The sequence below is a fragment of the Stenotrophomonas aracearum genome (assembly GCF_031834615.1).
GTDB classification, from domain to species: Bacteria; Pseudomonadota; Gammaproteobacteria; order Xanthomonadales; family Xanthomonadaceae; genus Stenotrophomonas; species Stenotrophomonas aracearum.
On the sequence record NZ_CP115543.1, the window covers coordinates 2,293,282 to 2,305,690 of the forward strand.

Sequence of the window (12,409 nt, forward strand, 5' to 3'; positions counted from 1 at the left end):
TGTCGGGGCGTGGGCCCTGATTGGAATCTACCTGCGTGCCGAATAAACAACGTGTGAACCCGTTGCGACAGCTTCGTGACTTGACCGGATTACAAGGCCAGATTGCGCCGGAAAACGCAGCTGTGCGTGCATGCGGTGATTCGAATATCCCATCTGCACATCACCTCGCGGCATATGGGACTTCGCGCAGCGCCTGATTCGCGACGGAACCTGAAGGCTTCACACAGTGAGCGGAAGTGTCATCGCAGTCTCACGACTGCGGCGCGAGCACCTCGATCCAGGTGGGCGCGTGGTCGCTCGCCTTTTCCAGTCCGCGCACCCAACGGTCCACGCCGGCGTCCTTCAGGCCGACTGAAAGCACCGGGTTCACGAGCAGATGATCGATCCGGAGTCCGCGGTCGCGCTCGTAGTGCTGCCGGAAGTAGTCCCAGAAAGTGAAGATCTGCGCCTCGCCATGCACCTGGCGCAGGCTGTCGGTCCAGCCCTGCGCCAGCAGGTTGAAATACGCCTCGCGCGCCTCCGGCTGCAGCAGGGCATCGCGCCGCCAGGATTTCGGATCGTAGATGTCGGCGTCTGTCGGTACCACGTTGAAGTCGCCGATCAGGGCGACCGGGTGCGGCAACCCGACCAGCCCGGAAGCGTGCTTGTGCAGCCGCTGCATCCACTTGAGCTTGTAGTCGAACTTCGGTCCCGGCTGCGGGTTGCCGTTGGGCAGGTACAGGCCACCCACGAGCACGCCGTGCGCAGCCGCCTCCAGGTACCGGCTCTGGTCGTCGCTGCGGTCGCCCGGCAGGCCGCGCCGGCTTTCGATGGGGTCCTGCGCACGGGCAAGCATCGCAACGCCGTTCCATGAGCGCTGGCCGTGCCAGATGCAGCCATAGCCGGCGTCACGGATCTCCTTTTCAGGAAAGCTCTCCTGCGTTGCCTTGAGCTCCTGCACGGCCACGATGTGGGGCTTTTCGCGTTCCAGCCAGGCCAGCAGATGCGGCAGGCGGGACTTGATGCCGTTGACATTGAACGTGGCGATCTTCAGTCGCTTGCGGCGGCCCATGGCGTGCTCCTTCTGCGTGGCATGAGTATCCACCGGCCGTCGCACGTGCGCGTCAACGTCCAGCTCACGCGGTCGTCCCGCCGACATCGGTGTTCACCCCCTGCAACGCAGCCAGGCGCATGCTGGCTGCGTCCGCCTTCCATGGAGCTCCGCATGCACACCTCCCTGCGCACCTCGTTGATGGTCGCGCTGCTGGCCAGTCCCCTGGTCGGGTGCGGTCGCAGCCCGGATCCTGCGCCTGTCGCGCCGCCGAGCGGCGCCGATCCGGGTGCCGCCAAGGCGGTCGCGGTCACGGAGCAGAAGGCTGCAACCGTGGCGCCCGTGTTCGCGGAAGACGCGCCAGGCATTGCGCTGGATGCGGTTCCGGGCATGCAGGTGCGCCGCGACTTCACCCGCAGCTACCTGGCGCTGGACAGCTGGAAGCTGTTCGCGGAACCGGACAGTGAAGGCGAGCCGCTGGCGGCGCTTGTGCTGGAGGGGTCCAACGAGGTCACCGCCGCCGAGGTTCGGTTGGGGCGCAGTGTCGATGCCGATGCGGTGAAGCGATGCCTGGATCTGCCGGCCGAAGCAACCGGGAAGGCCGACACCGTGCGGATCGACGGCGTACCGTTTACCCACTTCAGCGCCGGCGATGCGGCGATGAGCCACTACGTGTCGGCGGAAAGCTACCGCGCCGTGCAGGACGGGCGCTGTTATGCGATTGACCTGGTGGTGGCCGGGACGCGACCGGAAGTGTATGACCCGCCGAAGGTGCCGCCTTTCAGCAATGAAGAGGCCAAGGAAAAGTTGGCGGCTGCGTTGAAAGCCGTTCGGTGGGTTCGTTGAGCCACGCAGGGCGTGGCTCTACCCATTGATCGCGAACGTTCCCTGGTAGAGCCACGCCCTGCGTGGCTTACCCAAGGCGCCTGCGACACGTGCCGCAGGCGCATCCTCCCACCGCTTACTGCGCCGGAGGCGCAGGCGTAACCGGTGCAGGCGCAGCAGCCGGCGCCGGCGCCACAGCCCCCGGCGCCGGCGTAATCCGCCAGATCGTATTGGCCAGGTCATCGGCCACGATCACCGCGCCACGCGGATCCACCGTGACACCCACCGGTCGGCCGCGGGTCTTGCCTTCATCCGTGCGGAACCCGGTAGCGAAATCGATCGCGTCCCCGGACGGCTTGCCGTCACGGAACGGCACGAACACCACCTTGTAGCCCACCGGCGGATTGCGGTTCCAGCTGCCATGCTGGCCCACGAACACGCCGTCGGTGAAGTTTCCACCCACTGCAGGGTTGGAGAACGCAACGCCCAGCGCGGCCACGTGCGACCCCAGTGCGTAGTCCGGCGCAATCGCCGAGGCGACCTTGTCCGGGTTCTGCGGCATCACGCGGGTGTCCACATTCTTGCCCCAGTAGCTGTAAGGCCAGCCATAGAAGCCGCCTTCGCGGACCGAGGTCAGGTAATCCGGCACCAGGTTCGGGCCGATCTCATCGCGCTCGTTCACCACCGCGAACAACGTGCCGGTGCCCGGCTGCACCGCCAGCGCGGTGGGATTGCGGATACCCGTGGCGAACGGGCGGTGCGCGCCGGTCTGCGCGTCGATCTCCCAGACCTGGGCGCGGTCGAGCTCGACCGCCATGCCCCGTTCGGTGATGTTGCTGTTCGAACCGATACCCACGTACAGCTTGGTACCGTCTTCGCTGGCCGCGAGCGACTTGGTCCAGTGGTGGTTGATCGCCGACGGCAGGTCGGTGACCTTCACCGGCGCGCCACTGGCCTTGGTCTGGCCCTCGGCGTAATCGAAGCGCACCAGCGCGTCCTGGTTGGCCACGTACAGCGCATTGCCTACCAACGCCAGGCCATACGGCGCGTTGAGCTTGTCGGCAAACACCGTCTTCAGCTCATACACACCGTCGCCGTCGGCATCTCGCAGCAGCGTCAGGCGGTTGCCGCTCTTCACCTGGGTGTTTCCCTTGGCCTTGATCTTGCCGGCAATCACATCCTTCGGTTTCAGGTTCGGCGCACTGCCGCCGCGTCCTTCAGCCACCAGGATGTCGCCGTTGGGCAGCACCAGGGTCTGGCGCGGAATCGCCAGGTCGGTGGCGATTGCCGACACCTTGAAGCCGGCCGGCACCGTAGGCACGCTGTCGCCCCACGGGGTCGGCTTGGCGATGGTCATGTCCGGCATTACCGCGCGGTGCGGCTTGGGCAGTTCCGGATTGCCACCGAGCTGCTGCAGCTCCGGCGCCTTGCCGCTGCAGGCGGCCAGCGCCACCGCGAGTGCGGAGACGGCGAGGATCTTCGTGGACGCGCGGTTCACAGGGCACCTCCCACGCGCACACGGACGCTGGCAAAGCCCAGCCAGGTGGCAATCAGTGCGAGCACGGTGACGATCACCGACCACACCAGCGCGCCGGGCATGATCGCCCACGCATCGCGCGCATGGTGCAGCGAATTGAGGAAGCCGACGATCCAGGTCGCCGCCAGCACGATCACGTAGAAGCCATTGCGGCTGCCGCGCAGACGCCCGAGCAGGCCAAACAACAGCGCCAGGGTCGTCATCACCATGGCCCCCACCAGCAGCCAGGACGCAAAGTTGCTCCACTGGATCTCATAGGTGTTCCAGTACGCGTAGTCCGCGAGCAGCGCGCCGAGGAACAGCGGCAGCACGCCGCCTAGCACGGCGGCATGGAACGGATGGATGACCCAGTGGCGGGTCACGACGGCAGTTGAGGCCACGGTTTGTCTCCTGTAGTGGGGCGGAACGCCTGCCATCGTGCCAGCCGCAGCGTGACGGCCTTATGGATGCAGGACGCCAGATCCGGCACAGCCTCCCAATGTCCTGAATGCGACGATGGCCGTCCGTATCGCGCGAGACGGCCGCCAGCGCCGGGCTTACGCTTTGCCGCTACCCTTCCCCACGGGTCCGGGTCGGTGCTGCCGACCGGGATCGCTGCTGCTGTTGATTGCCCCCATGCGCCCAGAAACTCCGCCGTCCGCCTCCCCTGTTGCCCCGGTAGTGCCCGCCGTCACCGAACCTGCGCAGCAGGGCTTTGCGATCCGCATCGTCGGTGCCGCTGCGTTCGCGCACCTGCTCAACGACATGATCCAGGCGGTGTTGCCCGCCGTGTACCCGATGTTTAAGAGCCAGTTCCAGCTGAGCTTCGGCCAGATCGGCACCATCGCGCTGGTCTACCAGTTCACCGCCTCGCTGCTGCAGCCGTGGGTGGGCATGTACACCGATAAGCGACCCATGCCCTACCTGCTGCCCTCGGGCATGGTCGCGACCTTCGTCGGCATCGGCATGATGGCCATGGCCAACAGTTACGAAATGTTGCTGCTCGCCGCCGCCGTGGTCGGCGTGGGCTCGGCGACGTTCCACCCGGAGGCCTCGCGCGTCGCACGGATGGCGTCGGGCGGCCGCTTCGGTACCGCCCAGTCCACGTTCCAGGTCGGCGGCAACACCGGCTCGGCCATCGGCCCGCTGCTTGCCGCTGCAGTGGTGATCCCGCATGGGCAGCGTGCCATCGGCTGGTTCCTGCTGATCGCCGCCGTCGCCATCTTCGTGCTGTTCCGCCTTACCGGTTGGACCGTGCGTCACGGCCAGGCCAAGATGAACAGCCTGGCGCGTTCGCATGGCATCGGCCTGAGCCGCGGCAAGGTCGTGCAGGCCATCGCGGTGGTGGCGGTGCTGATGTTCGCCAAGTTCGTCTACATCGCCTCGATCACCAACTACTTCACCTTCTACCTGATCGAACGCTTCCACCTGAGTGTGCAGCAGAGCCAGATGTATCTCTTCATCTTCCTGGCCTCCATCGCGCTGGGCACCTTCATGGGCGGCCCCGTGGGCGACAAGATCGGCCGCAAGGCGGTGATATGGATTTCGTTCCTGGGCGTGGCCCCGTTCGCGCTCGCCCTGCCCTACGCCAACCTGATGGGCACGGCCATTCTCGCCGTCGCCGTCGGCCTGGTGATGTCCTCCGCATTCGCCGCGCTGGTGGTGTACGCGCAGGAAGCCGTTCCTGGCCGCGTCGGCATGGTCTCGGGCCTGATGTTCGGCCTGATGTTCGGTATCGGCGGCATCGGCGCCGCCGGTCTCGGCAAGCTCGCCGACATCCACGGCATCGTGTGGGTCTACCACCTCACCTCGTTCCTGCCGCTGCTTGGATTGGCGACGGCGTTCCTGCCGAAGACATCGATGAAGTAGGCGCGGCTCCCAAGCCTGACGCTAGGTCCTACAACATCATTGATCGCGTATTGCGCTGCTCCAGGATGCATCGCGAAGATCAATTGGACCCCATGTCCGGATCCATAGACTCTAGTCCACACCGCATCGCCGATGCGGTTGCATGGATTTCTGGAGCTCTGCATGGATGCCCTCTGCGCGGCGATGCCGCTGCTCGCCGATCAGTGCGAGCGTATGAAGCTTGGCCAACTGACCTCGACAGCGCTCGCACTCTGCATCGCGCTTCTTGCTGGATGCGCTGACGACTCAATCCCCGCGCCAAGCGCAGGCCAGGTCAGGAAGGCTGCAGCGGTGCAGTCGAATCCGGCTTCGGCCGCCGAAGGCATGGATCGCGCAGCCAAGGCACAAAATCGCAATCTGCGAAATGGCATCACTACCCGTTCCTTGACGGGCCGCGCATATACCTTCATCGACATGGGAGGTGTTCCCGACGGGGATGCGGCAAGCGTAGTGCGAGACCTCTCATCGGCTGCGCTTGGAGGCGAGGCGAAGGCGTCCTACGCGATCCATCTCAAACTCCGCGAGTGTGCTGGAATGATGAAGCGCTTCGACAAGGAAGGCGCTTCCGCCGTTCGCCAAGCTACTTACGAGAACTGCAGGAGCCTGTCGGCAGAGCACTACGACTCCGCATCCGAATGGCTCTCCCTTGCCGCCGAACAGGGTCATGTCGGCGCGCAACTTCTCTACGTGTCAGACCCTGAGGCAACCCTCGGAAGCCCGGCGGACATGCTTCGAGACCCCGATGCCATCAAACAGTACAAAGCCACGGCAATGAAGTACCTGAAGGCTGCGTCATCCGACGGAAGTATCGATGCACTCATCCACCTGGGCGATGCGTACCGGATCGGGGTGCTTGCCGATCAAGACCTCGTAGCCGCGTACGCCTATTACCAGGTTGCGGCCAGGGTGGAACCGCGGTTTGTGTCATCGACAAGAATGGAGGAAATCAGGAAACGGCTGACCCCGCAGGAGCTTCAACACTCACACACGAAAGGAAAGATGATTCATGATGAATGTTGCCGGTAAACGCAGTGGGAGCTGGAAGACCCGCGTGTTTGCGACCATAGTGATTGCGCTGGTTCTAGCGACGACGTGCTCGATTCTGTATGCCTGGGAGCGGGGGCCGATCCATTGTGACAATGGTTGCCTCGTCCAAGCGCCCTACATAGATCCCTTGACGCAGCAATTCCTTGAGAGCATGCGGGCACCTGTCGATGACGTTCCCTTTTGGATGTTCGCCACGGGGACATCCTATATGGTCTGCAACGCAACGCACTGCGCTACGTACCGCCAGACTTTCGAAGGAAAGTACATCACGGATGAACGGGTTCCGATCAATCCTCCGCCTTCGCCCCCAGGCGGCAATGGTGGTGGCTACGGAGTGCTCCCCGGCGGCGGGGGCGGCTCTGGCTGGACCGGTGCCGTCGACCTAGGTCCCATCACTCCGCTGCCACCCGGTCAGAGTGGGTTTCCTCCGGGCGTGCCGCTGGTACCTTGCAGCCTGGGCGGCGGAATCCAATGGGTTCCGGTCGGGGGCTGCGACTTCTGAGCGCAAGTCGTGATCGGCACAGCCGCGTCACTGGAAGAACTGACTCGGCAATTGCCCGAAGCGCTTCTTGAACATCGCGGTAAACGCACTTGGACTGGCGTAGCCCTGCGACAGGGCTACGTCGATCACCTTTTCGCCATGCGCGAGCCGCTCCAGCGCACGGACGAGGCGGATCTGCTGGCGCCATTGGCCGAACGTCATGTCCAGTTCGCGCGCGCACAGGCGCTGGATGGTCTTGGCGTCCACGCCCAGGCGCTGCGCCCAGTCCTGCAATGTTGAAGCGTCATCGGGCGTGCTGTCCCAGTAGTGTGCGATTTCCTGCAGGCGCGGGTCGGCCGGTTCGGGCACGTGCAGGGGCAGCACCGGCAGCGTTTGCAGTTCGTCCAGGATCAGCTGCATCAGGTGGCCGTCGCGGGAGTTCGTCGCGTAAGGCTGCTGCACGTTTGCCGCCGCTGCGATCAGCTCAGCAAGCAGTGGCGTGATCGATACAGTGGCCGCGGTTGTCGGCGCATCCGGCATGGCCTGCGGCTGGACGTAGAGGCTGCGCATGCGCACCGCCCCGATGCAGCTGACCTTGTGGCCGATGCCCGCCGGCATCCAGATCGCGCGCGTGCTTGGCACCACCCACCGACCGCTGCCGGCCTGTACCACCAGGACACCGGAGGCGGCGTAGACCAGCTGGTGGCGGTCCGGATGGTGGTGCAAGGCAATCACCGTGCCGGCCACGTAGTCGCGCGCCCGGCACAGCACCGCCGACTCGGGTCCCAACGGCAGGCGCTGGCCTGCGCTGTCTGCAGGCGGAATGTCTTTTTTACGACGCGGCATGGGCGGGTATCGCGAAACAACCACGCCCCGACTCTAGCGCCGACCCCGGTCCGGCTCAACCACGCGCTCACGCTCCGCCGCCTAGTCTGGGCTTATGCGTCGCTTCGCACAGGCCATTGCCGAACCCGAGTCTATCCCCGAAGGCCTGCCGCGCGAGCTGGCTGAAGCGCTGGCGGCCGCGCCGGACCGCTACAACATCGGCAAGGGCTCGCCTGCGTCGGTCGTCGCGCGCGATGGCGACGGGGTGCTGCATGTGGCGGAGATGATCTGGGGCCTGGTCCCGCGCTGGTCGAAGACACCGAGCACGACCTACACCACCGTTACCGCCCGTCTCGACCGCGCGCCCGCCAGCCGCATCTTCGCCAAGGCGTGGTCCGAACGCCCGTGCGTGGTGCCGCTGTCCGGATACTACAAACTCGACCGCAGCCGCCGCCCGCCGTGGCCGCTGTTCGTGCAGCGACGCGACGGGCTTGCCCTGCTCGCGGCCGGCCTGTGGGAACACTGGGAGGACGGCGACGGCCTACAGCTGGACAGCTTTACCGTGCTGACCGCGCCCAACCGGGCCATTCCCAAACCGCTGACCCCGGACGGGCCGGTGTTCCTTTCCGCAGCGCAGGCGATGGACTGGCTGTCCGGCGCGATCACCACGCCTGCCGGCCTGCACGTGCCCTCGCCCGCACTGGAGGCCTGCCCGGTAGGGCGCGCCTTCCGCGACCTCAAGCGCGACGACTACACCCTGCTGGAACCGGTCGACCCGGACCTGGAAACGACATCGCCGCCCCCGGAAGACGGGGACGGCGATGGGTGGGACGACGACAGCTGAAGGACGTCAGTGCGACATCGAGTACGGCTGCTCGGCACCCTGCCCCGGCCACGCGGTGTTGGCGTCGGCCTGCAGGGTGAAGTGCAGTTCGCCACCGGCCATGATTTCGGCGTGGCGCAGGAACGTGCGGTTGAGCGGCTTGCCGTTGAGCGTGACCGAACCGACGTACTCGTGGCCCTTGCCCATGCCGTCGGTGGTGATGCGGAAGGTCTTGCCGTTGGGCAGGTTCAGCACTGCCTTGGGCAGGAACGGACGGCCGATGATGTACTCGGCGCTGCCCGGGGCGACCGGATAGAAACCGAGCGCGGTGAACACGTACCACGCCGACATCTGGCCCAGGTCGTCATTGCCGGCCAGGCCATCGGGACGGTCAGCGTACTGGGTGTCCATGATCTGCTTGAGGCGGGCCTGGGTGCGCCACGGCTGCCCGGCATGCGCGTACAGGTAGGCGACGTGGTGGCTGGGCTCATTGCCGTGCGCGTACCAGCCGATCAGGCCGGTGATGTCTTCCATATGCTCGAAGATCGACGGGTCGACCTTGGCGTCGAACACCGCGTCCAGCCGCGCCAGCAGCTTGTCGGCGCCGCCGTGTGCAGCGGCCAGGCCGGCCACGTCCTGCGGGACATACCACGAGTACTGCCAGGCGTTGCCTTCGGTGTAGTCGGTGCCATAGCCGCTGGCGCTGGGATCGAACGGGGTGCGGAAGCTGCCGTCGCGCTTGCGGGCGCGCATGAAGCCGGTTTCCTCATCGAAGGCATGCCGCCAGTTGGTGGCGCGCTTGTCGAACTCGGTGGCGACATCGTTCTTGCCCATGGCCGTAGCCATGCGCGCGATGGTCCAGTCGTCGAAGGCGTATTCCAGCGTCTTGCTGGCGGCCTCGCCTTCTTCGTCGATCGGCACCCAGCCCAGTTCGCGGTACTGCGCGATGCCGTCGTAGGGGCCGTAGTTGGCGGTGGCGACCATCGCCTTGAGCGCCTTGTCGGCGTCGAAGCCACGGATGCCCTTGACGTACGCGTCGGCGATCACCGGCACCGCGTGGTAACCGATCATGCACCAGGTTTCCTGGCCGTGGAACGCCCACACCGGCAGCATGCCGTAGGGGCTGTTGTGCTGGTGGGCAAGCAGCGAATTGACCATGTCGCTGGTGCGCTGTTCCGGCTGCACCAGGGTCAGCAGCGGGTGCAGTGCACGGTAGGTGTCCCACAGCGAGAACGTGGAGTAGTTGGTATAGCCCTCGGCGCGGTGCACGGCGTTGTCCGAACCGCGGTACTGGCCGTCCACGTCCATGAACAGCGTCGGTCCCAGCAGGCTGTGGTACAGCGTGGTGTAGGCACTGCGGCGATCGTGCTGCGGTGCCTCGATGTCCAGCACCGACAGCGCCCGCTGCCACTGGGTGCGGGCGTCGGCGCGGATGCGGTCGAAGTCCTGGTCCTTGGCTTCGGCTTCAAGGTTGGCGATGGCGCCGGCTTCGCTGACCGGCGAAATGGCCACGCTGACCACCAGCGGTGCATCGAGCTTGCCGAAGTCGAACGTGCCGACCAGCTGGCGACCTTCAATCTGTGCGCGCTGGGTCGGATCGTTCTGGCCCGGCGGCGGGAAGCCCTTGTAGGGAATGTCCTTCTCGGTGTTGTGCAGCGCGTGGCCGGTCAGCGGGCGCGAGAAGCGCATCGCGAAATACAGCTGGCGGCCCGGCGCCCAGCCGCGGGTTTCGCGGAAGCCGGTGATGGTGCCGTCGTCGCGCACGCGCAGCCGCGACCATGAGATCTTGCCCGGGTAGTCGTACAGGCTGGTGCGCAGGTCGAGCAGCAGCTTGGCCGACTCGCCCTTCGGGTAGGTATAGCGGTGCACGCCGGTGCGGGCGCTGGCGGTGAGTTCGGCGCGGACCTTGTAGTCCTGCAGGGTCACCGCGTAGTAACCGGGCTCGGCCTTTTCGTCCTTGTGGTCGAAGCGCGAGGCGTAGCCGCTGCGGGGCTTCTCCGGGTGGCCGCGCTCCAGGCCGGGGTCGCCGGTGAACGGCATCACCAGCACGTCGCCGAGGTCGGAGTGGCCGCTGCCGGAGAAGTGGGTATGCGAGAAGCCGACGATGCTGCTGTCGTCGTAACGGTAACCGGCGGCCCAGTCGTAGGCCTTTTCGCGCGGCTGGATGCGGGTGTCGGGGCTGAGCTGGACCATGCCGAACGGCACCGTGGCGCCCGGATAGGTATGCCCTTCGCCACCGGTGCCGATGAACGGATCGACCGCGGCGTAGGCGCGTTCGCCTGCGGTCTGTGGCGCCGCGCTGGCGCCTCCTGCTGCCAGCATGGCGCCCATGGCCAATGCTACCCACCCCGTTGCCGCCGCTCTGGTCATTTGGATTTAGATCGATACAAGGTGGATCGATCCTAGCATTGGATGCCCCCGCGCCGCATGTTGCGGCGCGGGGTCCAGTTTACGCGGGTCGCGCATCCGGCAATGCCGCCTCGGGGAGCGTGGGCTGGTGCGGGTCTACGGTCACCGGCTCGTCGCTCTTCAGCAGGGCGTGGGCTTCGGCTTCGCTGGCCACGGCCGGCGGAGAGCCGCGCAGCGGCAGGTTGGCGGTTTCCTTGACGAACAGCATGGTGACCAGGCCGATCACGGCGGCGCCCATCAGGTAGTACGCCGGCACCAGCGGGTCGCCGGTGCGCTCGACCAGCCAGGCAGTGATCAGCGGCGTGGTGCCCCCGAACAGAGAGACCGACACGTTGAAGGCGATCGACAGCGCGCTGTAGCGCACGGGCGTATAGAACAACGCCGGCAAGGTGGAGGGCATCGAACTGGTGAAACACACCAGTGCCAGGCCGAGCAGCATCAGCCCCAGGAAGATCAGCCAGTCGTTGCCGCTGCCGACCAGCAGCAGGCACGGGACGGCCAGCGCGAACAGGGCGATGCAGGCACCGATGATCATCGGGCGGCGGCCCAGCCGGTCACTGAACAACCCGCCGACCACGTTGAGCGGCATCATCACCAGCATCACGATGATGATCAGCAGCAGGCCCTTGCTCTCGGCGTAGCCCATGGTCACGCTCAGGTAGCTGGGCATGTAGGTCAGCAGCATGTAGTCGGTGACATTGAAGACGAGCACCAGGCCCACGCACTTGAGCAGCTGCGGCCAGTGCACGCGCAGCAGCGCGCCCAGGCCCGGGCGCTCCAGGTCGCGCTTGTCGGCTTCTTCGGCATACGCGCGGAAGGCCGGGGTTTCTTCCAGCTTCATGCGCATGTACAGCCCGAGCAGGCCCAACGGCCCGGCGATCAGGAACGGCAGGCGCCAGCCCCAGTCCAGCATCTGGCTGCTGCTCAGCGCCATGTGCAGCACGGTCACGGTGGCTGCACCGGCGATGTAGCCGCCCAGCGTGCCGAACTCCAGCCAGCTGCCCATCAGGCCGCGGTTGCGGTCGGTGGAGTATTCGGCAATGAAGGTCGCTGCACCGCCGTACTCGCCGCCGGTGGAGAAGCCCTGCACCAGCCGCGCGATCAGCAGCAGCGCGGGCGCCCACATGCCGATGCTGTCGTAGGAGGGAATCAGGCCGATGCTGAAAGTGCCCAGCGCCATCAGGATCATGGTGAAGGCCAGCACTTTCTGTCGACCATAGCGGTCGCCGAGGGGACCGAACACCAGCCCGCCGAGCGGACGGACCAGGAAGGCCACGGTGAAGGTGGCGAAGGTGGCGATCAGCTGCGCGGTTGGGCTGCTGGTCGGAAAGAACACATGGCCCAGGGTAACGGCGAGATAGCCGTACACACCGAAGTCGAACCATTCCATCGCATTGCCGAGCGCGGCAGCGCCGACGGCTTTCTTCAACATGGGGCGGTCAACGACAGTGACTTCGTCGACCTTCATCTGGCGGCGGCGTTTGAACCAACCGAAATGCGCATGTGCGGCATGCACTTCCTGCATCTGCTTTCTCCTGCAAGCAG

General features: G+C 65.9%; 10 protein-coding genes. 4 read left to right on the forward strand and 6 right to left on the reverse strand.

Features of this window, described 5'->3' with window-relative positions; translation table 11 throughout:
- Positions 1 to 250 precede the first annotated feature (250 nt).
- A complete protein-coding gene (xth, locus tag PDM28_RS10405; RefSeq protein WP_311181904.1) occupies positions 251 to 1,051 on the reverse strand; it encodes an exodeoxyribonuclease III in 801 nt (266 codons plus the stop codon).
- 153 nt (positions 1,052 to 1,204) lie between these two features.
- Here xth and PDM28_RS10410 point away from each other — a divergent pair, with 153 nt between their 5' ends.
- Positions 1,205 to 1,876: a hypothetical protein gene (locus PDM28_RS10410; protein WP_311181905.1), complete on the forward strand. Its 672-nt coding sequence runs from the start codon at positions 1,205 to 1,207 to the stop codon at positions 1,874 to 1,876.
- Between the two features lie 115 nt (positions 1,877 to 1,991).
- Here the strand turns inward: PDM28_RS10410 and PDM28_RS10415 are convergent, their stop codons facing one another.
- Both PDM28_RS10415 and PDM28_RS10420 read right to left on the reverse strand, forming a co-directional pair.
- A complete protein-coding gene (locus tag PDM28_RS10415) occupies positions 1,992 to 3,353 on the reverse strand; it encodes a PQQ-dependent sugar dehydrogenase (protein ID WP_311181906.1) in 1,362 nt (453 codons plus the stop codon).
- On the reverse strand, positions 3,350 to 3,772 hold the full coding sequence (locus PDM28_RS10420) for a DUF2231 domain-containing protein (protein ID WP_102944910.1): 423 nt from the start codon (positions 3,770 to 3,772) through the stop codon (positions 3,350 to 3,352). Before PDM28_RS10420 ends, PDM28_RS10415 begins: the two co-directional genes overlap by 4 nt.
- Positions 3,773 to 4,007: 235 nt before the next feature.
- Here PDM28_RS10420 and PDM28_RS10425 point away from each other — a divergent pair, with 235 nt between their 5' ends.
- Positions 4,008 to 5,240 (forward strand): MFS transporter, encoded by a 1,233-nt coding sequence (locus PDM28_RS10425; RefSeq protein WP_102944909.1) that lies wholly within the window; start codon positions 4,008 to 4,010, stop codon positions 5,238 to 5,240.
- A 162-nt stretch (positions 5,241 to 5,402) separates the two neighbouring features.
- Positions 5,403 to 6,305 carry an SEL1-like repeat protein gene (locus PDM28_RS10430; RefSeq protein WP_311181907.1) on the forward strand — a complete coding sequence of 301 codons (903 nt, stop codon included), beginning with the start codon at positions 5,403 to 5,405 and terminating at the stop codon, positions 6,303 to 6,305.
- Positions 6,306 to 6,855: 550 nt separating this feature from the next.
- Here PDM28_RS10430 and PDM28_RS10435 read toward each other — a convergent pair.
- Positions 6,856 to 7,653 (reverse strand): AraC family transcriptional regulator, encoded by a 798-nt coding sequence (locus PDM28_RS10435; RefSeq protein WP_311181909.1) that lies wholly within the window; start codon positions 7,651 to 7,653, stop codon positions 6,856 to 6,858.
- A 94-nt stretch (positions 7,654 to 7,747) separates the two neighbouring features.
- Between PDM28_RS10435 and PDM28_RS10440 the strand changes: the two genes are divergently transcribed.
- A complete protein-coding gene (locus tag PDM28_RS10440; protein ID WP_311181910.1) occupies positions 7,748 to 8,476 on the forward strand; it encodes an SOS response-associated peptidase in 729 nt (242 codons plus the stop codon).
- Between the two features lie 6 nt (positions 8,477 to 8,482).
- On the opposite strand, the gene PDM28_RS10445 is transcribed toward PDM28_RS10440, so the two are convergent.
- Both PDM28_RS10445 and proP read right to left on the reverse strand, forming a co-directional pair.
- Positions 8,483 to 10,825: a GH92 family glycosyl hydrolase gene (locus PDM28_RS10445; protein WP_425507593.1), complete on the reverse strand. Its 2,343-nt coding sequence runs from the start codon at positions 10,823 to 10,825 to the stop codon at positions 8,483 to 8,485.
- A 79-nt stretch (positions 10,826 to 10,904) separates the two neighbouring features.
- Complete coding sequence (proP, locus tag PDM28_RS10450; protein ID WP_311181913.1) at positions 10,905 to 12,389, reverse strand: glycine betaine/L-proline transporter ProP; 1,485 nt, start codon at positions 12,387 to 12,389, stop codon at positions 10,905 to 10,907.
- Between the last annotated feature and the right edge of the window lie 20 nt (positions 12,390 to 12,409).